This window comes from Paenibacillus sp. HWE-109 (genome assembly GCF_022163125.1).
GTDB lineage: Bacteria > Bacillota > Bacilli > Paenibacillales > NBRC-103111 > Paenibacillus_E.
The window spans coordinates 7,471,507-7,492,170 of the sequence record NZ_CP091881.1 but is presented as its reverse complement, the minus strand read 5'-3'; the positions used below and the strand labels follow the sequence as shown (position 1 = coordinate 7,492,170).

General features: G+C 39.3%; 25 protein-coding genes. All 25 read right to left on the bottom strand.

Annotation, left to right across the window (positions count from 1 at the left end; translation table 11 throughout):
• Nucleotides 1–13 precede the first annotated feature (13 nt).
• Entirely contained in the window at nucleotides 14–211 is a 198-nt protein-coding gene (locus tag LOZ80_RS32165; RefSeq protein WP_028556842.1) for a cold shock domain-containing protein, read from the bottom strand.
• A 389-nt stretch (nucleotides 212–600) separates the two neighbouring features.
• Nucleotides 601–1,809 (bottom strand): UDP-4-amino-4,6-dideoxy-N-acetyl-beta-L-altrosamine transaminase, encoded by a 1,209-nt coding sequence (gene pseC, locus LOZ80_RS32160; RefSeq protein WP_238168384.1) that lies wholly within the window; start codon nucleotides 1,807–1,809, stop codon nucleotides 601–603.
• A gap of 68 nt (nucleotides 1,810–1,877) precedes the next feature.
• Nucleotides 1,878–2,816 carry a dTDP-glucose 4,6-dehydratase gene (locus LOZ80_RS32155; protein ID WP_238168383.1) on the bottom strand — a complete coding sequence of 313 codons (939 nt, stop codon included), beginning with the start codon at nucleotides 2,814–2,816 and terminating at the stop codon, nucleotides 1,878–1,880.
• A gap of 49 nt (nucleotides 2,817–2,865) precedes the next feature.
• Complete coding sequence (gene pseI, locus LOZ80_RS32150) at nucleotides 2,866–3,924, bottom strand: pseudaminic acid synthase (protein ID WP_238168382.1); 1,059 nt, start codon at nucleotides 3,922–3,924, stop codon at nucleotides 2,866–2,868.
• 38 nt (nucleotides 3,925–3,962) lie between these two features.
• Nucleotides 3,963–4,508 (bottom strand): UDP-4-amino-4,6-dideoxy-N-acetyl-beta-L-altrosamine N-acetyltransferase, encoded by a 546-nt coding sequence (gene pseH / locus LOZ80_RS32145; protein WP_238168381.1) that lies wholly within the window; start codon nucleotides 4,506–4,508, stop codon nucleotides 3,963–3,965.
• A gap of 22 nt (nucleotides 4,509–4,530) precedes the next feature.
• Nucleotides 4,531–5,643, bottom strand: coding sequence for a UDP-2,4-diacetamido-2,4,6-trideoxy-beta-L-altropyranose hydrolase (gene pseG / locus LOZ80_RS32140; RefSeq protein WP_283214717.1), 1,113 nt, complete (start codon nucleotides 5,641–5,643; stop codon nucleotides 4,531–4,533).
• Between the two features lie 53 nt (nucleotides 5,644–5,696).
• Entirely contained in the window at nucleotides 5,697–6,050 is a 354-nt protein-coding gene (locus tag LOZ80_RS32135) for a flagellar protein FlaG (RefSeq protein ID WP_238168380.1), read from the bottom strand.
• 34 nt (nucleotides 6,051–6,084) lie between these two features.
• Nucleotides 6,085–6,465: a hypothetical protein gene (locus tag LOZ80_RS32130; RefSeq protein ID WP_238168379.1), complete on the bottom strand. Its 381-nt coding sequence runs from the start codon at nucleotides 6,463–6,465 to the stop codon at nucleotides 6,085–6,087.
• Between the two features lie 12 nt (nucleotides 6,466–6,477).
• The gene (gene fliS / locus LOZ80_RS32125; RefSeq protein ID WP_238168378.1) at nucleotides 6,478–6,858 is read right to left on the bottom strand and encodes a flagellar export chaperone FliS; all 381 of its coding nucleotides are present in this window, start codon (nucleotides 6,856–6,858) and stop codon (nucleotides 6,478–6,480) included.
• Between the two features lie 12 nt (nucleotides 6,859–6,870).
• The gene (fliD, locus tag LOZ80_RS32120; RefSeq protein ID WP_238168377.1) at nucleotides 6,871–8,421 is read right to left on the bottom strand and encodes a flagellar filament capping protein FliD; all 1,551 of its coding nucleotides are present in this window, start codon (nucleotides 8,419–8,421) and stop codon (nucleotides 6,871–6,873) included.
• A 62-nt stretch (nucleotides 8,422–8,483) separates the two neighbouring features.
• Nucleotides 8,484–9,209, bottom strand: a complete 726-nt coding sequence (locus LOZ80_RS32115; protein ID WP_238168376.1) for a cytidylyltransferase domain-containing protein — start codon at nucleotides 9,207–9,209, stop codon at nucleotides 8,484–8,486.
• Between the two features lie 9 nt (nucleotides 9,210–9,218).
• Complete coding sequence (locus LOZ80_RS32110) at nucleotides 9,219–10,232, bottom strand: polysaccharide biosynthesis protein (RefSeq protein WP_238168375.1); 1,014 nt, start codon at nucleotides 10,230–10,232, stop codon at nucleotides 9,219–9,221.
• A 3-nt stretch (nucleotides 10,233–10,235) separates the two neighbouring features.
• Nucleotides 10,236–11,630 carry a motility associated factor glycosyltransferase family protein gene (locus LOZ80_RS32105; RefSeq protein WP_238168374.1) on the bottom strand — a complete coding sequence of 465 codons (1,395 nt, stop codon included), beginning with the start codon at nucleotides 11,628–11,630 and terminating at the stop codon, nucleotides 10,236–10,238.
• Nucleotides 11,627–11,983, bottom strand: a complete 357-nt coding sequence (locus LOZ80_RS32100; RefSeq protein ID WP_238168373.1) for a DUF8042 domain-containing protein — start codon at nucleotides 11,981–11,983, stop codon at nucleotides 11,627–11,629. The genes LOZ80_RS32105 and LOZ80_RS32100 overlap by 4 nt, the downstream gene beginning before the upstream one ends.
• Before the next feature lie 3 nt (nucleotides 11,984–11,986).
• The gene (locus LOZ80_RS32095; RefSeq protein ID WP_238168372.1) at nucleotides 11,987–13,990 is read right to left on the bottom strand and encodes a motility associated factor glycosyltransferase family protein; all 2,004 of its coding nucleotides are present in this window, start codon (nucleotides 13,988–13,990) and stop codon (nucleotides 11,987–11,989) included.
• Complete coding sequence (locus LOZ80_RS32090) at nucleotides 13,987–14,283, bottom strand: DUF8042 domain-containing protein (RefSeq protein WP_238168371.1); 297 nt, start codon at nucleotides 14,281–14,283, stop codon at nucleotides 13,987–13,989. Before LOZ80_RS32090 ends, LOZ80_RS32095 begins: the two co-directional genes overlap by 4 nt.
• Nucleotides 14,284–14,380: 97 nt before the next feature.
• On the bottom strand, nucleotides 14,381–15,193 hold the full coding sequence (locus LOZ80_RS32085; RefSeq protein ID WP_238168370.1) for a flagellin N-terminal helical domain-containing protein: 813 nt from the start codon (nucleotides 15,191–15,193) through the stop codon (nucleotides 14,381–14,383).
• Nucleotides 15,194–15,304: 111 nt separating this feature from the next.
• Entirely contained in the window at nucleotides 15,305–15,535 is a 231-nt protein-coding gene (csrA, locus tag LOZ80_RS32080; RefSeq protein ID WP_238168369.1) for a carbon storage regulator CsrA, read from the bottom strand.
• Between the two features lie 2 nt (nucleotides 15,536–15,537).
• Nucleotides 15,538–15,960, bottom strand: coding sequence for a flagellar assembly protein FliW (gene fliW, locus LOZ80_RS32075; RefSeq protein WP_238168368.1), 423 nt, complete (start codon nucleotides 15,958–15,960; stop codon nucleotides 15,538–15,540).
• Nucleotides 15,961–16,079: 119 nt separating this feature from the next.
• Nucleotides 16,080–16,646 carry a DUF6470 family protein gene (locus LOZ80_RS32070; RefSeq protein ID WP_238168367.1) on the bottom strand — a complete coding sequence of 189 codons (567 nt, stop codon included), beginning with the start codon at nucleotides 16,644–16,646 and terminating at the stop codon, nucleotides 16,080–16,082.
• A gap of 12 nt (nucleotides 16,647–16,658) precedes the next feature.
• Nucleotides 16,659–17,555, bottom strand: coding sequence for a flagellar hook-associated protein FlgL (gene flgL, locus LOZ80_RS32065; protein WP_238168366.1), 897 nt, complete (start codon nucleotides 17,553–17,555; stop codon nucleotides 16,659–16,661).
• A gap of 38 nt (nucleotides 17,556–17,593) precedes the next feature.
• Entirely contained in the window at nucleotides 17,594–19,198 is a 1,605-nt protein-coding gene (flgK, locus tag LOZ80_RS32060; RefSeq protein WP_238168365.1) for a flagellar hook-associated protein FlgK, read from the bottom strand.
• A 29-nt stretch (nucleotides 19,199–19,227) separates the two neighbouring features.
• Nucleotides 19,228–19,728 carry a flagellar protein FlgN gene (locus tag LOZ80_RS32055; RefSeq protein WP_238168364.1) on the bottom strand — a complete coding sequence of 167 codons (501 nt, stop codon included), beginning with the start codon at nucleotides 19,726–19,728 and terminating at the stop codon, nucleotides 19,228–19,230.
• A 28-nt stretch (nucleotides 19,729–19,756) separates the two neighbouring features.
• Nucleotides 19,757–20,029 carry a flagellar biosynthesis anti-sigma factor FlgM gene (gene flgM, locus LOZ80_RS32050; protein WP_238168363.1) on the bottom strand — a complete coding sequence of 91 codons (273 nt, stop codon included), beginning with the start codon at nucleotides 20,027–20,029 and terminating at the stop codon, nucleotides 19,757–19,759.
• A 115-nt stretch (nucleotides 20,030–20,144) separates the two neighbouring features.
• The gene (locus LOZ80_RS32045) at nucleotides 20,145–20,558 is read right to left on the bottom strand and encodes a TIGR03826 family flagellar region protein (RefSeq protein ID WP_337951041.1); all 414 of its coding nucleotides are present in this window, start codon (nucleotides 20,556–20,558) and stop codon (nucleotides 20,145–20,147) included.
• Nucleotides 20,559–20,664: the final 106 nt, after the last annotated feature.

The following is a 20,664-nucleotide window of genomic DNA, read 5'->3' as shown; positions in this document are numbered from 1 at the left end:
TCGTACCGAATGGTTATAGTCTGCTTACGTTAGCTGCTTGTGGTCCACGTGCGCCTTCTACGATGTCAAACTCAACAGCTTGCCCTTCGTCCAGCGTTTTGAACCCTTCGGATTGAATCGCTGAGAAATGCACGAACACATCCCCACCATCTTCACGTTCAATGAAACCATAACCTTTTTCCGCGTTAAACCATTTCACTTTACCTTGCATAACGTACACAATCCCTTCGTCTTAAAAATGTAAGCCCTTACTTTTTGACTATATCACCCCTGTGCTTGACCTGTCAATTTCAAAGTTAACAATAAATTAAATATTTAGAAAATTCACGTATATACAAGTCGTGGATAAGTGAAAAATTTGTAGAAACTTGTCGTGGCGGGCTTCTTTACACTTTATTAACAAAGTTATGCACAACTTTGTACACATTATCCACAGGACAAATGAGGTTTATTTAGAACAACTCGCTACAACGCGGTTGGTTTATACACACCCAGATTAATTGCGGAGTTACTTGTCCACAGTCATAATAAAATACCTAGAATACGAAAAGCCTCTTGCCGCGACAAGAAGCTTTTCCGTTCTATATAATTCTTTCCATATCATTTACGGTAATGAGCTACCACTTTCTCCACAGCATTTACAACATCTTGAATATCGGAATCTGACATCGCAGGAAACAACGGAAGTGAAATAATTCCTTCGTATAACGCTTCTGCAGTAGGGGTAATCCCCTTTTTATAACCAAGTTTTTTATAATAAGGATGATAATGAACTGGGAGATAGTGAACATTAACTCCGATATTCTCTTTGCGTAACGCGTCGAACACTTCTTTTCTTCCTGCGGTAAGCTCATCTAGTTTAAGCTGAATGATATAGAGATGCCAACTTGAATCGTGATCTGGCTTTTGAGCAGGGGTAATAATGGTAGAATTCTTAGCGAAAGCTTCGGAATATTGCTTGGCAATCTCCTTCCTTCTCTTGACAAAACCATCAAGCTTCCCTAATTGTGAGCTTCCTAAAGCGGCCTGGATATCTGTCATTCTATAATTAAATCCTAATTCATGCATTTCGTAATACCAATCACCTTCATTCTTTAACTCAAGCAAATCTTGGTCACGTGTAATACCATGACTGCGGAACAAAAGAAGCTTCTCGTATAATTCAGCCGAATTTGTTGTAATTACGCCACCTTCACCAGTGGTTACGTGTTTCACCGGATGAAAGCTAAACATAGTCATATCCGCAATCGCCCCCACTTTGCGCCCTTTATATTCGGCACCAAGGGAATGCGCGGCGTCTTCAATCACGATAATCTTCCGATCCCGTGCAAGATCCATAATCTCGTCCAGATCAACAGGCTGCCCCGTGAAGTCAACTGCAATAATTGCTTTCGTTTTAGAAGTAAGAACATCTTTTATCTTATATTTATCGATATTATACGTATCTGCTTCAATATCAGCAAATACGACTTCCCCGCCGCAGTAACGAACACAATTCGCGCTAGCGGCAAAGGTCATAGGCGTTGTAATAACCTCGTCGCCTTCACCAATTCCGGCAGCAAAACATGCACCATGAAGCGCCGCTGTCCCATTCGAAAAGGCAACCGCATATTTGGCCCCCACGTACTGAGCAACCGCTTCCTCAAACTCTTTAATTTTGGGGCCTTGTGTCAGGAAGGGGGATTTCAGTGTTTGAACAACCGTTTCAATATCTGCTTCATCGATCCATTGTCGGCCATAAGGAAGTAATGATGTTCGGACGGGTTGTCCACCTAGAATGGCTAACTGGGTATTTAATTTATTTAGCAAGCGGAACACCTCCGATAGTTATGAAACGGGCTGAGATGCAGTCCATGACCACACATCAGCCCCTATGATTACAAAATGGTTTTAATCCATTCTTCTGTTAATTTCAAGCCTTCCTTCAAGGACGTTTGCGGTTCCCAGCCGAGCAGTTGTTTGGCTTTGGAAGAATTACATAAAAGCTTTTGAATTTCGCTTTGCGGATGAATATGTTCCACGTGTTCGATTCTGCTCTCGTCTTCAACGATCAACTTCGCCAAATCATTCACTGAGATATCATAGCCAAGACCGGCATTAACGATGTGTCCATCTACTTTATTCGAATACCCGGCTTCTACAACAAACCTTGCGCAATCATCTACAAACAATAAGTCCCGAGTCTGAGTTCCCTCGCCATAAATGTGCAGCGTCTCACCCTTCAGCTTTTTCTTAATGAAAATGGCAACTACACCACCCTCACCGCCAAACTTTTGAAAAGGGCCATACGTATTAAAAGGGCGGACCACAACTGCCGGCAAATCATAAGCATAGAAGTAAGACAGCACCATATTTTCCGCTGCAATTTTGGCTCCAGCATAAGGAGATGCCGGCTTGATTGGATGTATTTCTGTTATACCTGTTTCATCTAGACAGCGATCATAGACCATACAAGTACTCATAAATACTATTTTTACTTGATGCTTACGACATTGTTCCAGCACATAAAAGGTACCTAGTGTGTCGTTATTAAACGTAGTGCGCGGATCATCAATGCTATCCTGTACGTTAATACTAGCGCCCAGGTGATAGCAAACATCGAACTTATTTTCAAACAGTTGAGCAAGTGTTTCTTCACTCTTAATATCGCCATGTACGAATTTTTGAAAACCCGGATGAGAGGTGAACTCGGCAATATTGGATTCTTCACCGTTTGATAAATCATCCAATACCCAAACTCGTTGACCGTCGTCTAATAGTCTTTTTACAACCCATCTGCCAATAAAACCGGCACCGCCCGTAACTAAAACATTCATCTATATCGTCCTCTCTCGGATAAAGCCTCATCTGTTATAGAGCGCAAATTTATAAAATCATATCTAGTGTTACAGCCGTCCCTCTTGATATATCCTTCTTAACCGTTTTGCCTAAAAGTAAGTCAATGTATTTGGGAGGAAGCCCAAGGCCGGGACGTATGACACGTAGATTGTCTGTTGTAAAAGTTTCACCGACTTTCATATCCTTAACCACGTACAGAGACCTACGGAACTTCAATGAGTTTTTTTCTTTCTCGCTAACGCCATACGATATCGCACCTAGTCCCTGCCATGCGCGCTCCGTTTCTTCAACCAAGCTATGCATTTCAGCAGGCTCAAGAGAAAATGCGCTATCTACTCCACCATCAGCTCTGCTCAAGGTAAAATGCTTCTCGATTACAGTAGCTCCTAATGCAACACTTGCTACCGCAACACCAACACCTAATGTATGATCAGATAAACCAACTTGAATATTAAATAATTGCTGCATATGTGGAATCGTTCGGATATTCGAATTTTCAGGTGTAGCCGGATAAGAACTCGTACATTTTAATAGAACTAGATCCTTGCATCCCGCTTCACGTACAGTTTTCACTAACTCATCCAACTCAGCAACACTTGCCATCCCCGTTGAAGCAATAATTGGTTTACCCGTTGAGGCAACTTTACGAAGAAGCGGTATGTCTGTATTTTCAAAAGAAGCGATTTTGTAGCACGCCACATTAAGTGACTCAAGGAAATCAACAGCCGTTTCATCAAACGGTGTACTAAATCCAATCATACCAAGCTCTGTACAACGATCAAAAATCGCTTTATGCCATTCCCATGGCGTGTGCGCTTGTTGGTATAGGCCGTAAAGGGACTGCCCATTCCATAAACTCTTAGCATCCCTAATAAAAAAGTCAGCTTGATCCGAATCAATAGTCATTGTATCTGCTGTATAAGTTTGTATTTTCAATGCATGGGCACCCGCTCGTGCTGCTGCATCTACAATTTCAAGTGCGCGTTCTAATGATTGATTATGGTTACCGGACATCTCCGCAATGATGAATGGTGGGTGATTGGGACCGACTTTTCGGTTACCAACAATAATTTCAGGATTTTGCATGATAACGCACCCCGTTGTTTGTGATAAAATTTGATTCTTTAACTGTACGCAATCAAAAGCTTTTCCTTTAAAGCAGCCCACTGATCGGAAAAACAGGCAAAAAGCACAATGTCCTCATATTTATTATTTTTCCAAACATGTCGAAACAACTTACCTTCCTGTGTAAACCCTAGTTTTCTATGAAACCTCAGGCTAGCATCGTTAAATGCAATGACTTCTGCACACACTTTACGAATATGTAAATGCTCAAAGGCTTCTACAAGTCCAAGGAAACCCAAGGCAGTACCACTTCCGCGTGGAGCTTCATTATCACCTATATAAAATCCCCAATTACACATACCGTTGATACGATCAATATCTGTAAAGTTTACTACACCAATCGGTTTGTCGATGTGCTCAAGGACATAATATTTAATGGAATCACTTTTCTGAATACGCGAAAACCACGTACAATGGATTTCCCAGCTAATGAGCTCCTCTGAGTACATATTTGTACGAACACGATCTGAGTTTCGCCATTGTAATACCATCGCCAAATCATCTTCCAACATTGGTCGAATACGATATGAATTGAATGGATTCACTGCTATACCCCACAATCGGATTTTAACATAAAACTTCCCTAGCTAAAATAATTTCAGCTATACGAGTAGAACCTCCGGTTTCAAAATTATCTAAAATAAGATATCCCGTACGACTCATACTCTCTAATAGCTCTGGAACTAATAACAAATGGTGAAGTGCATCTGCTATTGAGTGAGTACTAACATCGTTGTAGTGACCCAAATGATATATGGCTCCTACTTTAGCAACTGCATCTGTCACTTCCACTTGATTCTCAGCGGTTGTTACAGTCAATGTAGGCAAACCAACAGAACACCTCTCCCAAGTAGTGGATCCCCCCGCTCCTATAGCCAGATCTGCTTTTACCATCAATTCAGCAATATTATTGATCTGACAATGAAAATAAGTGTTCGTTATTTGGGAACATAACTCACGAATGCGCTCTCTGTTTGGATTCGAATTCCCTACAACTACATCCACAGTAAGCTCATCTCGATTCAGTAACTTAATCGCTTCTAATGCTTTTTCCGTTTCATTTGTCGGATCACTACCTCCGAAAAAAACGAATATTCTTCGAACAAATCCATCCCTCACGTGAGGATTCTTCTGTGCTTCAATAAACTCTTCACGTAATAAAGCATAGCTAGGTCCAAGCAGTTGTACACAGTGTTCAGGAAGAAGATGCGCATAACGTGTTTCCATATTTTCATAGAAATTCTGATCAAGCAATAGATCACAATCGTGTGAGCGATTTGCTAAATCATCGATAACCATAATTTGTGATATGCATGACCGAATCTGGCTTTCCCATCTGTTATCAATAGCATAGTGATCAACAACTAATAGGTCAAACTTCTTTTCAACAGCGTTTACGACTTCACATGTTTGAACAACATCTGTTTCCCACGTTTCACCAAGCCATTGTTCATACAGTTCTCTTTCTCCATGACGAGAAAATCTTTGTGTGGGAAGAGGCAGTTTGTGAACAATAAACCCATTTTCTTGGATAATAGAGCAAATATTACCGGGAAATTCGCGACAGATGAACTGTACGGACGCACCATTTTCCCGCAGCTTGTTGGCCAAGGTCAAGCACCGCATCACGTGCCCCGTTCCTATTTGAACTGACGCATCAACCCGAATAACTACTCGCACTAGATCAAATCCTTTCTTAAAAAAGAGAAAGAAAAAAGCCCGCTAAACAGGGGCTATATTTTTTTATCAACTATTAAACCAAGATTTTCTCTGAAAACAGCAACTGCATCCATTACCTTCTTGGAAGGAAGCTCCTTCACTACTTCATTCGAGCTATCGTTGATAATTTGAACGTAGTACTCATTAAGTTTGTCGTGTAGAACAAATCTTAAGTGCGAAGTATTCGAATCCAACCATTTGTTAAGATCCTCGACTTCTTTAACCACTTCTTCTTTGCTATACTCTCGCTCTTGTTGTTTATCGACTACTGTCTTATGTTCTTTGGATTCAACTGTTTTCTTTTCAACAGGTGCAGTGGCGGGTTTATCCCGCAAAATCGAATTTTCATTAAAAGCTTGAATCTCCATAATATCCCCTTTTCTGCCGATTCACCGAGACCATTCATCTTTTTTTGTCAAGAAATGCTCCATACGGCATTTGTTTTAAATAAGAATCGTATTTATTAGAATTGGATTGGGATTGGGACTGGGAGTGGAGATTCTTAGCTGATTCGATCTTCTGGTCCAACTCTTGTATAGTACCTTTCACAATTGACCGTAATTCTAGTTCTTGTGTTTGCCATTCTTCGTATAAAATTGAATATTGATTGGCGTTCGAAGTACGCTGTAAGTTTTTGTCCAGCTGCTTTAACAGCTCATCTCGAATAACAAACAAATCATCTACTTCGTCGAAAGTCTCAGGCATTACAGGTGATTTAAATATCCGAAGAAGCTCACCAGTCTTGCCGATCAACTGATGAAACAAATTCTCTGTTAGTTCCATAAGGCCAGCTTCCTAACTTCTTTGACTTCGAGCTAATACTATCGCTTGTTTCCAAGTATCACGAAACTCCACCAAAAATCCTTCCACCTCATCTAGAATAGTCACGTCTTTTGAGATGTTAGCCTCAATTAGCCTTCTCTTTAGGTAATCATAAAGAGCTAAAAGCTGTACTGAGATCGGATACTTTCTATCAAGTGTAATTATCAATTCATCGATAATATCCTGTACTCGGGTAATAAATTGATGTGCTTGATTCAAATTCTTATCCGAAATGGCTTGTTTAGCTTTTTTGGTAAATGTAATCGCTCCACCGTAGAGCATTAGAGTAAGTTCTTCTGGCGACGATGTATCCACTTGGTTTTGCTTATAGCTTTGAGCGGCTGGTTGAATCATCTGGTCCCTCCGTTATTTAGACTGGAAAAAGTTTGCTAGTTGAGACCCTTGGGAGTTTAATTTGCTTAGCGCTTTTTCCATCTGAGCATACTTGCTATATAAACCTTGTTCATAATCCGTCAAAGCATATTCCGCTTTGGAAATACGGCTTGTATAGTCATCAATCTGAATATTTAAATAGCTTCTTGTTGGCACAATTTGAGTTTTTTGCGAAAGTCCACTAATCATATCATTCTTTAAAATTTCGTATAGTTGCGTCCCTACGCCAGCATCGTTACCAGATACCAATTTACCATCAGCTTTACGGGCTCCGTCTTTAGTAAACAATGCAACAACTTCGTCTGGTGAGTCTGATAATGCCTTTCTTAATTTATCTTCATCAATATATATTTTACCCTTTTCCAGATATGCTAAGCTGCTAGCGCCTCCTGTAGACCTGGCAGTAGTAATACCGATATCTGCCAAATTATTGATCTGCCCATTAGGGATACCGGAAACCGAATTCGCTAAGGCTCGTCTCATCTTCTCGATACCTTCGCCTAAAATAGAATCACCTTTCAGCAATCCCGATTTGGCTTTCTCTTCCCATAGTTTAATATCGGAATCAGACATTTTTTCTTTTTGTGCACTAGTTAGAGGTGTGTAGGAACGATATTTGGTTTCACCTAATTTATCGTTTATTTTAGAGATGATATCGTTATATTTATCGAAAACACCTTTGATTGTTTCAACAATCTTGTCTGTATCCATATTTACAGTTCCATTAACTGTGTATGCATTAGCCGGGGTCCCTGGATCAACCATTAAAGAAAAGTTAATGTTGCTTAATGTAAAAGAGTTGGTTCTTATAGTCACCTCACCAGAACCGTTTAAATCTACCTTAGCGTCTTGGCCCTTAACTAAAGTTGTTTCATACGGCGTGCTGCCTGTTGAAAGCTTTAATTTATCATGCAAAAGATTTGTTCCGTCTTCATCTACGATTTTGATAGTGGAAGCCTCGCCTGTCTGAGTGCTTACCAGCGTTATCTTATCTGAAATTTTATCGTATACCGCTTTCACACCAGAAAGCGACGTTTTTTCATTTATCTTGGAAACAATTTTATTTAAACTATCTCCATAGGTAATTTCAACATTTACTGCTCCCAATTCACCTGTAACCTTCAATGTAGCATCAGCGTCAGCTAAAGGGTCTGTTGCGGCAGCTGCACCACCAAGCACAGTTGAACTGCTAGAGGTGGTTGCATTCTTAGCAATTTGCGAAACTTTCAAAGAGAAGTTTCCATTAAGCGCGTTTGATGTTGGTGTAACTTTGACTTTATCCGCGTCGGCTGTTGACATATTTGATTTCTTAGCGAGAATATTAGTTTGAAACGTCAGCTTCTGCGCTTCTTTCATAAACGCGGAAACATCGGTATTCATACTACGGTAGGCATCGCGCTGCCAATCTAAATATGTTACTTTTTGCGTCATTTTATCGATTGGCACACGCTTCGCTTGCATCATTTGACTAACTAATGAATCTACCTCTAGCCCTGAACCTAGTCCACTAACTCGAGTTGGCATTAGGATCACCTCTTTCAAGAATTTTTAATTACTATATATATCGGCAGAAACTTGATTTTGAATTAGTGCTTTTGCTGAATATGTTGATTAATTGTGTTCCAATCAGGATTTTTTTGCATCAAAGCTACAGCATCCCTCCAAGGAAATATACGATCAGGATTGTGCAAACTATTATATATTCGATTTATTAAATCCCAGTCCTCTGGTGTATCCAATGTCCATCGATAATCAGGAACCTTCGTTTCATTGACATATGAGTGCAGTAAAAACTTATCTGGATTATTATAAATATAAGGAGTTACATGTTCACGATCATGAAGAGAACTTGATTCCTTGTGAGCGGTTTCTAATGCCTCGAAAGTGAATATCTCTGTGTCTAATCCTCGCGGATACGATCTCACCAGTGTATTACTTACATAATCAAATTTGTGAGTATTGAGAAACTCCTTTATCACGCCTGATGAGGTCTCTGGATCCACCATTGGGCAATCAGACGTAATCCTTATAACATTGTCAGCTTTAGCAATAACCGCAGCTTCATAGTAACGGGACAGTACATCCGATTCATCCCCCCGATAAAAGGCAACTCCGAGGCGCCTCGCCTCATCTTCTATAACATTATCTTGCTTGCCAACTGTAGTTGCTACAATAACATCTGCGACATCTTGAAACGCCTGTGCCCGTTCAACGACATGTGCTAATACCGTTTTATCGGCTAATACTTTTAGTACTTTACCGGGCAATCGCGTGGAACCCATTCTCGCTTGAATAATAACAACATTTTTCATACAAGCCCCCTATATTAACCCTTCTTCAATAATCCACCGTCGCAGAGTTTCTCTATCAATGGTTTCTTCTTGGTGGGAATTAATAGACTGTGCGGACATTTTTGTAGCTCCTGAGTATGGATCAATCGGCATTTTTTCATTAAAAGGGGATGGGATAATGTACATATCATTTGTTTCCCAACCATGTAAAGTTTCATCATGAGTCATCAATTCTTCATACCGCTTTTCACCAGGACGCAAGCCGATTTCATTACGTTCAATGTATTTCGATATCTGATGTTTTTTAGTAACTTCCTCAACAAGCACATCAACCAAATCAGATAATTTAATTGTTGGCATTCTCAAGACAAATACTTCGCCGCCCAAAGATAACTCATTAGCTTTCAACATTAAGGTGATAGCTTGTGTGGAAGTCATCATATAACGTGTCATGCTCATATCTGTTACAGTTACCATTTGATTCTCAAGAATCTGTTTACAAAACAATGGAATGACCGAACCTCTAGAACCCATAACATTGCCAAATCTAACAGAAGCAAAAACCGTCTGCTTAGGTCCCTTTTGGTACTCGGCTGCAGAGATTAAACGCTCCGCCATCAATTTAGTAGCCCCATATGTATTGGTTGGTGAAATAGCCTTGTCTGTCGATGTAAACAGTACTTTTTTCACCCCATTTTGGATTGCAGCTTGTATCATGTTTTGAGTGCCGATTATATTCGTCTGTACAGCTTCAAATGGATTGTACTCACAAAATGGCACATGTTTCATAGCTGCTAAATGAAAAACATAATCTATATCTTCCATTGCGCGTTGTAGCCTCTGAGCATCTCTAACGTCCCCAATTAAGAACCGCAATTTAGCTTGTTGATCAACAAAATACCTTTGCATTTCAAATTGTTTATATTCATCACGGCTAAATATTCGAATAACCTGTGGATTATAGCGGAGCAAATAACGTGTAAGAAGTTGTCCGAGTGTTCCCGTACCGCCAATAATTAGTATTTTCTTTCCCTCATAGTTCATAATTCACGCCTCCGAATCAGTTCTAGCTGCAGATGTTGCTTTCCTATGAAAGGATTCCCGTGCCTGTTTAACCACATACCCTTCTACTATCTTCAAATAATCCAGGAATGTAATGTGCTTAAATCCTTCGATGTAAGCTCCACCTTCTGTCGCATTATAAAATGTCTCTAAACTGCCGCGGGCCTGCTCTTCAAACCATTTCTTATACAAGAGTAAATTGCGAGGTGAGACCACCTTATTATAACCGTCAAAAGCTATTACTTCTTTCCCTTTGGCTTGCATCTCCCATTGATGGTGAAGATGTGTCCCCTCTACATGTGAATGATTATTAGTATAAGCGAGATCCTGGCCCACTAAGCAAATTGAATGAAGACCAAGTAATCTAGCAAGCGAGAAGAGTGTTGTAGCAACTGATCCGCCTGTTTGAACCAATGGCTCCTTGCGGAGCAGTGCCAGTTTCTCCGCGGCATCATCACCGTTTTGAAACAGTATAAATTTAGGGCCGCGATACTTTTCAACAACTTCCCAGTAGACCGTACTTAAGAAAAATAAAGGTATATCCTCCATCTCCCAATCCACTAATTGTTCAAGCATTCTTGGATGAGGATCTGTCATAACGACAAAGTCAGGACGAATACCTTTACTATGCAACAAGGGGACAACAGTGCCCACAGCCCCAAGCAGACAATGCTCAGCAGCACTTGGTAACAAGTCTAGTGTTTTGGCCAGTGAGGGACCTGCACTAATAAGAACGGCAGGTACTGAATCGATCACTTCAAATGTAGAAAGGGATGGTGAAAAATGTAAGGTGTTTCTTTTGAAATTATCTTGCATCAATTCTCGGTGAGCAATTGCGCTATTCTGTTGCATTTGATAATTTTGCAGTACCCCTTTAAGAGACTCTAATTGTTGTGGTACTGCTCTTAGAGACGGCTCGTGTACAATGACATGTACACGCCCTTCTTGCCACATTTTTACCCGGTCCGCAAAAACATGAAGATCTGTGGAGACAACAAGCATGAGCCTTGAATTATTGATTATTGGGTTCAATGCTCCTGAGCGTTCAACTTCTAAAAATCCAGAAACATTTGTCTCCCATACCTCGATTGAAACTTGAAGATCCAACGTTTGCTCTAGAATAGCAGCGATATGATGCCCACATCCTACTCCATAAATAACAATCTGCTCGACAACATCTTTTTCGATATTGCTAAGTTGCGATGTGGCGAAGCGTACAGCCTCCGATGCTGGATCGTACCGGCTATGAAGAAAAAAAGGTGAAAGATCCCCTATTTGAATGGAGGCCGTCCACATTTCATTTTTCGCCTTTTCAAGCAGCATCCTCGGTGAGTTTTCAAGTGAATCTACCCTCTCGATATGGTGCTTTCTATTTATCAATTCACAATTCCCCTCAAATTTTCATCGTAAGACTTGAGTAATGGTTGCATTTCAAACTGCAATAAATCACATAAGGTAACGAAATCCTGTTGTTCTAAGGCCTCAGATAATTTTAGTAGAATTTCGCCTAAACTATTAACATCCATATCTGATAAAAGTTCTGGATCTATTTGTTGTATACCCGTGATGGCTGTAGCTACCCAGTGCACCCCTTCCAAATATGAAATAAAGGTTTCGACCCAAACTCCTTCATTGGATTGGATATCAAAAGCAATTTTCTCAGACGCAACTAGTAGTTTAGGTACGTAATCTTTCATACTTTCTATGGTTTCTTGAATTAATTGATCTTGCATAATTTAATTATTCTCTCCTTCATCCCAGTCGGGAACTTCCCATTTTGGTTTTGCATCTAAGAATAGCTCTTCACTATTAAATCCTAGTTCAATGACTGCTTTGTTGACGCCATTATCATATACATCTATAACTTGCTTGCTGCCTAGTATTAATCTCTTCATAAAATAAGCTTGATGCGTTAATATTTGTTGCAGCCGTTCTACTGAAGATACACGAGAAATTGGGTTAATTTTTACATGATAATTCGATAGTAATGGACGGAAAAAGAAAGTTTGAAATGGATCTTTGAGTACTTCCCTTAAGACATGCTCTACATTACGTAAAATTCGGCTTGCTTTAATTTGTAAGAACTCAATTGATCCTTCTTGAGAATCAGCTAGTTCAGCTTGTAAAGAATCTATCGAGCTTAATATCTCATCTGAAAAAGCACTAACTCTTTCCATCTCACTTAATTGAGCATTAAGGAAAGTAATTGCTTCTTTTAATCTTATATATAACTCTTCATTTGTTGAAACCGCTGGTAATTGTTCGAACAATTCAGGGATTGAGAGAATACGGTCGTCGCAATATTCATTAACCACTTCCTGAAATGGCATTTTCAGCGTTCCCTTAATATCAGCTCCGCCTTCAGTTGCGTTAATTACCAAAGGACCAGGCATGATGCTTATCATGTGTTCCATCCAAAAGAGAAATTGTCGCCAAAGCTCTCTCGTTTTAACTTGTCCACCATAATACCCGTCTACATAAACCGTTTTATTAAAGAAGCTTTGATCATCTTCCAAACTATCTTTAATCTGCTTACGTTGTTCATTGGTCATATTCATATCTTCTTGATCCACGTAGAAGCTGTCTTTGCTGTGGGTATTACCCTCTTCTGAATAAGCTAGATCTTGACCGATAAAGACAATCGGACTACCACCTAAGTGAATAGCTAATGAGTAATTCAAATGAGCAACTGAGCTGCCATTATACAATGACCCAATATCACCAACGGCCTGATTCATAAGACGACTATGTGCAATGTTTTCCTTAAACACCGGGATAACATATTGATTCCATGCTCTAGGAATTCTTGCATCCATTAGAGTCAGAGCGATAAGTGCTGTCTCATCCGGAATCTCAACATCCTTGATGCTGAGTTCATAAGAATTTTCTCCACGCTCTAGAATACATACAATATCTGGAGCGATCCCATTTTTAAGCAGCACTCGAAATGCTGATTCAGCACTTATTATGAGCGCCTTTCCTTTAATCCTCTTTAGCAGAGGCAATTGTTTATCTAATGAAGGTCCGGAGGCAACACATATGATAGGTTTACCTTTGAATTTATCTTTTATATCGTCTAGTTTGTGAGATTTAAGTGTAATTGGCATATTCGCCAATTCATTACGCATTCCCATCAATGTGTCTTCTAGAGAATTCCCCATAGAAGTCATATGTGTACGTAAATGGTTAACAATATCAACAATTGCATCTTCATAGAACTTAACATCTTTTCGATAACTGGAGAAAGTACGTAATAAATCGGTACTCAAGAAATAGTACCCTACAAGTGAAATCAGATATTGATTTAAAACGACAGACAGATCACCCATCAGTTCAGTAAGGATAATTACTTTCTGCAATTTCCCTTCAAGATAAGGTGAAAGATCAATCTCCTCTAAGAACTTCTTAACAAGAGCCGTGTCTTTTTCTATAATTAAAACCCAGGCAGCCTCGGTTTTATTTTCGAGTATTTGTTTTATGATGGCTGAAGAACCCATGCCCATAATAATGTAACCAGTATTGTCGAAATTTACGCCATCAAGGAATTGCGTTGCTTCAAATGTTGGATCATATATGCTTGCTGTAAAGAATTCATTTCCCTGCTCGTCAGTTAATTTAAAGGCAATATCATCTTTAACTCTTACAAATTCAAGATCATCTGTATTTAATTGTTCCATATGATGCAACAGCCATTGATTATATTCGGTCAAGAACGATGCATTTTTATTATAATGTGTCATGACTCTCTCCTGACTGCCGATGAACTAGCTACAAGCAATTTTCCTTCAAGAAATTCATATTTTAAAAGGTCAGCAGCAACTATAAAATCTTTTTTTTCAACAGCTAAGAAAATCATTTGTAGCAATTGATTTATGTCTCTCAAGTTTTCTTCAGAAATAATTTGCTGGCTTAAAAAGCGACTAATTTCAGGAATAGTTGATTCCAAGAGACTCAACCCGCTCTTTATTTCATAACGATACAAGGCATAACAGATTTGATGCACATTTTCTTGCAACGTCTTAAATTCAAGCATAGTTGCCTCCACCATTCTTTTGATTCTAACCCTTTTTTAGTTATAAAAAAAGCCAACCTGATATTCAGTTGGCTTTTTCGAAAAAACATTCTTAATTTTAACGAAGCAATTGAAGAACACCTTGTGGAGCTTGGTTTGCTTGTGCCAACATCGCTTGTGCAGCTTGGGAAAGAATGTTGTTTTTAGTGAAGTTCATCATTTCTTTCGCCATGTCTACGTCACGAATACGGGACTCAGCAGCTGTAAGATTTTCAGAAGAAGTGTTCAAGTTATTGATAGTGTGCTCAAGACGGTTTTGGTATGCCCCGAGGTTTGCACGCTCTTTGGACACTGTGTTGATACCGCTGTTGATGTTTGCAATTACTGAGCTGAATGTAGCAGAACTGAATGTGGAACCAATTTTAGCTCCGATCAGTGCAGTTACAACCATTTTGTTAATGCTCATACCGATTGTTTGACCAGAGTTAGCTCCAACTTGGAACGTTACGGAGATACCACTGTTAAGCAATTTCTTAGTATTGAACTCAGTTTGGGAAGCAATACGGTTAATTTCGTTTTGCAATTGAACTACTTCTGAACCTAACTTTTGACGATCTGAAGTTGTGTATGTGTCGTTGTTCGATTGAACAGCAAGTTCACGCATACGTTGGAGAATTGAATGAGTTTCGCTAAGTGCACCCTCAGCTGTTTGAATCAAAGAGATACCATCTTGTGAGTTACGAGATGCTTGATCCAAACCACGAATTTGTGCACGCATTTTTTCGGAGATTGCAAGACCTGCTGCATCGTCGCCTGCACGGTTAATACGCATACCTGAAGAAAGTTTCTCCATGGATTTACCAGCACCTGCGTTGTTGATAGTAAGCTTGTTGTACGTGTTCAAAGCTGCAAGATTGTGATTGATAATCATTTGATATTCCTCCTTGAATTATGGTTTTCCACTTCCATGTGGGTAGGTTCATGCCCTACATAATCTTTATCGGCATTATACCCCTAACACTTTATAGTAATGTGAAAAAAATTATTTTTTATGGTTTCTAAGTTTGTTTAAGTCTTCTAAAGCGATTTTCCCACTAATAGCTTCTTTATTACTTTGCTGCACAGCATCATATACTTCCTTGCGCAATATATTAACATCTACCGGCGCATTAATGCCAATCTTCACTTGGTCGCCATCAATAGCTGAGATTATTATTTCAATATTATTATTAATAATAATCGATTGGCCTTTTTTTCTTGTTAGAATAAGCACCGCTACTCACCGCTTTCTTCAGATGCTTGGTTAATAAGGAGAACTGCAGTCCCGTAGTTAGACTTAGGAGGCAGTACGATTTGCCGGGCTTTTCCATTCGCTATATTTATAACTAAGGGAGCAAGTAGATTTACAGTGGACTCTGTGAAAGGCTCTTTAATTGTGACGGTGTTAAAAACAAGCAAATCTTCCTCAATTGTAAGGTCAAGCCACTGTTTATCCTTCTCGTCAATTTCAAAAGAATAATCTGGAAAGAAAACGAACGGCGCAATGACTAGAAAGGCAATACTTTCATCCTGTAAACTTTGTAAATAAGCATATGCGCTGTTTTCTTCTATAAGAGATATTGAAAATTCATCATATTCCTCGAAACCTAGAATACTTCCCTTAAAATAGATAATTTTTTCATGTAATAGTTGAGACATTAGGTTATCCTTCCTAAAAAATGAATGCTATAGCCTAAGCCATAGCATTCATTTTTCTAATAAAATATAGGTTTTCATATTTAATAATTATAACCACAAGTTTGATAACTAGTAAATGTTTACCCTTTGACATCAATTTGTGGAGGAATGATCTCGACTTTTGGATACTGAATCATGTAGATATCAAGTTTTCCTCGTGTGTAATTAATTTCCGGAGCATTAGGATGTGAGTTTATATTCACTTTCCCTTCCTCAACCTGAATATCTATACTACCAGGATCATAGTTCAGATCTACATTATCAATGGAGGCTTCCCCCATAAATTCAAACTCGAAAAATTCAGCACCTTTTTCTTTCGCAATCTCCGCGATTGCATTTCCACCATGGTGAATTGCCGCTAAACGATTGCCGTCTTCCACTATTTTAGCAATTCCTTGCAGGGCTACATCATGAGCTCTTGAGTAGATTTTACTAAACGTTTGGAGAGCAGGCCCATGTCCAAGTGCGTCCCATGCTTTACTAGAGTCAATATAAAGCTTACTTTTTTCGGAATGTATTTCAAGCCGCGGACTCTGTGTTGTGATTTCAAAGGTAGCTTTGGGCTGTTTGATATCCTGAACACCAATGTCGGCATCAATACCTAACCGAGCATTTTGTAAATGCATTTGTATTTGTGGAATAGGCATGGACTGCAGCTCCTAACGAAGGAAATCAACTAAACTTGTACTTATGATCTTAGCGCCTACAGATAGAGAAGCATTATAAACATTCTCATCCGTTTTTAAATTTGTTATAACGCCTGGTATATCAGCATCTTCCGCTTTAGCCTGCAAAGTTTGCAGGTTCATGCTAATATCCTCAAGTCGTGCTTGAGCTAGTTCAATTCTGTTCTGTCTAGCACCTACATCGGCCCTAGCTTGTAGGAATGCTTCATTACGTGAATCCAGTCGCCCTACAATAGCACCGATTGCCGGTTGGTTGCCAGACCCTAAAGCAGCTGAAAGATCCTTCAGAACCCGAAAAATATTATCACTATCCCCTGGCGATCCAAAAATTTTATCCCCAGTAACATTTGCCGGTACCCGAACACCAACACCAATATCAAATTTAATTTCGCCTTGGTCAACAATATCTGCCTCAGGGAAAGTTAGTGAGTATGGTTGTTTATCCGTTAATTGCCCATTAAATACATATTTTCCATTAAATTGACTGTTTCCTATTGTAATCATTTGTTCTTTAAGCTGATCTATCTCTTTCTTAGTTGCATCCAATGCTGCTTGAGAGTTCGTTCCATTCGCAGCCGCTATAGTTAATTCACGAACCCGTTGCATGACAGTTGTAGCTTGGTTTAGAGTGGTATCTGTGTAATCCAGCCATGACACAGCAGTATCTGCATTCGTTTTGTACTGTTCATTAGCTGATCCTTCGCTTCTGTAACGTAGAGAAAAGCTAATTCCAACAGGATCATCAGAGGCTTTATTTATTTTTCGGCCCGTAGATAATTGATTCTGATTTTCGTTCATCCTCAACAGGTTAGCATTAACATTACGAAGTAATTGATTATTCATCATACCTTGCGTTACTCGAGTAGTCATGAAGCAGAATCACCTCGTTCCCTTAATATTTATGGATATTATCTACCAACGGTCCCCATACTATTGATAACTTTATCTAACATTTCGTCAAAAGTTGTCATTACACGAGCAGCGGCAGCGTAAGCTTTCTGATATTTGATCATATTGGACATTTCTTCATCCAAGGAAACACCACTCACACCTTGACGGTTAGAATCAACCTGATTCACTAAAGTTTGCTGATTCGTCGCTTGTCGAGTTGCTTCTTGGCTCTGAACGCCTAATTGTCCAACAATGGATCGGAAAAATTCATCGAATGTACCATCTTTTAGAATAGATCCTTCTCCTGAAGTGGAATCAAAATTCACCTTTTTATCCCTAACGCCCGCAAGTAAAAGCGCCATATCATTATTCCCTTTTACTACTTTTTCCACACCGTCAGTATCTATATAAGTTCTGGCAGATGATGAAACATTAGAAGCATCCTTAAGAATATCAGGGTTAATAGTTACACTAGCAGCATTAAACTCACTTGCCCCTGGTTTCAGGGTGAAAAAAGATATGCCTGATTTCAAAGGACTTGAACCCGCATAACCAAGCTGATGTAACCCATTAAACCCCTTAACCGTCACATTCAAATCATTTGTAAGGGTTCTTTGCGCCAAAGTCCCACTAAAAACCTGTGATGTAGTAGTTCCATCGGCATTTAAGACTGATAATGTAGTACCCTCAGGAATTACAACTCCTTTGGGCAGCGTGGTTTGAACATCACCTTGCACCATCGCTTTCAACATAGAGTCAAGTTGAAATTGATAATTTGCTACATATTTGTCTCGAGATTGAATTAGACCATATACTTCACCGCTATTTAAATCCCCAGATGATGCTGCAATGAGTGATTCGGTTGTAAGTGTAGTACTTACTTCTTTACCTTCTACCAGTGAGATAGTACCCATCTTCACATTATATCCGTTGCTATCTTCTGTGTGGGTAATATTCACGATTTTTGAAAGATTGTCCAAAAGAAGATCGCGCTGATCCCTTAAATCATTGGCACTATCTCCAAGACCTTCAATGCGATAGATCTCTTCGTTTAATTTCGCTATCTGGTTTATTGCTGTATTAGCTTCAGTTGCTTTTATGCCAATACTTGTAGTCAAATCAGAAGAAAGATCTTGCAGTTGTTTTGACGTTTGATTAAATGCATCTGTCATTGCCAGAGCACGCTCTTTTACAAGCACGCGTGCTGTAGTATTCTCTGGAGATTTACTTAACTCTTGCCATGCATTCCAAAAACCTTCGACAGTCTGTCTAATCCCCGTATCCGATGGTTCATTAATAATCGTCTCAATCTTATCAAGCGTATCTTTCCGAATTGACCAATCACCCAAATTTTTGTTCTCATTATGAAACTGATCATCCAAAAACTTTTCGCGAATTCGGGTTATCTTATCAAACTCTACACCTTGTCCCATTTGCCCTGGAATGTTGCTTCTGGAGAGCCCAGGATATTCAATGGGAATAGATGCTACCATATTCACAACTTGTCGAGAATACCCTTTGGTATTCGAATTGGCAATATTATGACCTGTTGTTGACAAAGCAGCTTGTTGTGTAAATAATGCGCGCTTTGATATTTCTATTCCGCCAAATGTTGACCTCACAGGTGTTATCTCCCTTCGTTAGACCATAACTACGCTTTCGTATCAAAAATCCCTGTTCGTTTGGTTCCATAGGACTGCTGTTGCGGATTCTGATAAACCACATCGTCTTCAGGGGCCCCTAAGACTAGATCAACTGAATAATCGATAAAAGCTAGCGATTGCTCAATTAATTGTTGATTTAATTTGTTGATCTGTTTTAGATCCTGAATGGTCATCATTAATTTTTGCTGAGCCTGCAAAAGCGCTTGCTTCTCTTCTGCCTTAAATATCACTTTTATCAAGTCGCTGATCGTTATTTTGGGATTTGGATTATAACCCCTTGAAATCAAGTAAGAACTAACATGTTGCAAGCGTTCTTGATTGGCTTCAGCAACTGCTCTTACATACTTACTTTCTTTGTTTACAAACATATTTAGCCGCTCAACATCGTTACTAATAAGAATTTGCTTCTTAGCTTTTGCCAATTCGAGCAATGCCTCATGAGCATCTTGAAGTTTATCCATTGTATCCAACAAAGGCTTTATCGACATGCTCCTTCACCTGCTTTTACGTTGTTGTTCACTTCAGAAATGGAAGAAGTTTTTCTGCAATTTTATTCGCATCCACACGGTATGTACCATTGGCTACTGAACTTTTCAAGTCTTCAATACGACGAGCTTGCTCTTCCGTACGAGCACTCTCATGTACACCTAAAAGTTCCTTTGCTTCAGCTGAAATTTCAACTTGATCTTTGGGTTTATCTTTTTTTTCAGTTGAGTACGCAAATTTACTATCTCCTACTTTTTTGTATGGATTTACTGCACCGATCCTTTGATTGTCATTAATCTTCATAAGGTAACACTCCTAATTGCTAAGACATATAAAATAAAAAGCCGATAATCTTTACTACTATTATCGGCATCATGCTTATGAAACTTTATATCCTTAAAAACCTTTTAAGGATTAATTAGTGTCTTTCATCCAAACGATCTTTAATTTTAAAACTAACTTGAACTCTTGCTTCCTGCTCTGTTTTCCGCCGCTCATCTTCTGCGTTGTTTCTAACATCCTTAACAAGCTTACTGCGGCAAGGTTCACAAATAGTATTCTCACGGATGGACGCTCCGCAAACTTCACAGGAGTAGGCCATATTCGGTGCATGCAGAATAGAAATGCGACCATCACGAATAAATTTTGTAATCTGTTTAACTGATACACCTGTCGCCTCACTTAAATCATGAATGTTTGTACCTTTATTCTCACGTAGGTACTTCAGGCATTTATCGTACTGCTGCTCCAAATCCTTTAAACAGTTTGGACACATTTCGGCAAAGCCCTTAACATATATTTTACCACAGCGTGGACAGTTAGCGACATTCATTCCCACTTGTATCTCCTCCTTCTATTATCCCCATTACCCATTTATTAATTCCAGTTTACCGCAATTCGACAGCGTTTGCACAATAATATTTTTCTTCACTTTATGC

Excerpts from the sequence above, each read along its gene's own strand:
- LOZ80_RS32110 (WP_238168375.1), bottom strand. The coding sequence starts at position 10,232 with ATGAACTATGAGGGAAAGAAAATACTAATTATTGGCGGTACGGGAACA.
- fliD (WP_238168377.1), bottom strand. The coding sequence starts at position 8,421 with ATGCCAACTCGAGTTAGTGGACTAGGTTCAGGGCTAGAGGTAGATTCA.
- LOZ80_RS32090 (WP_238168371.1), bottom strand. The coding sequence starts at position 14,283 with ATGCTTGAATTTAAGACGTTGCAAGAAAATGTGCATCAAATCTGTTAT.
- LOZ80_RS32115 (WP_238168376.1), bottom strand. The coding sequence starts at position 9,209 with ATGAAAAATGTTGTTATTATTCAAGCGAGAATGGGTTCCACGCGATTG.
- flgM (WP_238168363.1), bottom strand. The coding sequence starts at position 20,029 with ATGAAGATTAATGACAATCAAAGGATCGGTGCAGTAAATCCATACAAA.
- LOZ80_RS32045 (WP_337951041.1), bottom strand. The coding sequence starts at position 20,558 with ATGAATGTCGCTAACTGTCCACGCTGTGGTAAAATATATGTTAAGGGC.
- LOZ80_RS32165 (WP_028556842.1), bottom strand. The coding sequence starts at position 211 with ATGCAAGGTAAAGTGAAATGGTTTAACGCGGAAAAAGGTTATGGTTTC.
- LOZ80_RS32055 (WP_238168364.1), bottom strand. The coding sequence starts at position 19,728 with ATGTCGATAAAGCCTTTGTTGGATACAATGGATAAACTTCAAGATGCT.
- LOZ80_RS32085 (WP_238168370.1), bottom strand. The coding sequence starts at position 15,193 with ATGATTATCAATCACAATCTTGCAGCTTTGAACACGTACAACAAGCTT.
- LOZ80_RS32095 (WP_238168372.1), bottom strand. The coding sequence starts at position 13,990 with ATGACACATTATAATAAAAATGCATCGTTCTTGACCGAATATAATCAA.
- fliS (WP_238168378.1), bottom strand. The coding sequence starts at position 6,858 with ATGATTCAACCAGCCGCTCAAAGCTATAAGCAAAACCAAGTGGATACA.
- fliW (WP_238168368.1), bottom strand. The coding sequence starts at position 15,960 with ATGTCTCAACTATTACATGAAAAAATTATCTATTTTAAGGGAAGTATT.
- LOZ80_RS32130 (WP_238168379.1), bottom strand. The coding sequence starts at position 6,465 with ATGGAACTAACAGAGAATTTGTTTCATCAGTTGATCGGCAAGACTGGT.
- LOZ80_RS32155 (WP_238168383.1), bottom strand. The coding sequence starts at position 2,816 with ATGAATGTTTTAGTTACGGGCGGTGCCGGTTTTATTGGCAGATGGGTT.
- flgL (WP_238168366.1), bottom strand. The coding sequence starts at position 17,555 with ATGACTACTCGAGTAACGCAAGGTATGATGAATAATCAATTACTTCGT.
- LOZ80_RS32100 (WP_238168373.1), bottom strand. The coding sequence starts at position 11,983 with ATGCAAGATCAATTAATTCAAGAAACCATAGAAAGTATGAAAGATTAC.
- LOZ80_RS32135 (WP_238168380.1), bottom strand. The coding sequence starts at position 6,050 with ATGGAGATTCAAGCTTTTAATGAAAATTCGATTTTGCGGGATAAACCC.
- pseI (WP_238168382.1), bottom strand. The coding sequence starts at position 3,924 with ATGCAAAATCCTGAAATTATTGTTGGTAACCGAAAAGTCGGTCCCAAT.
- LOZ80_RS32070 (WP_238168367.1), bottom strand. The coding sequence starts at position 16,646 with ATGCCTATTCCACAAATACAAATGCATTTACAAAATGCTCGGTTAGGT.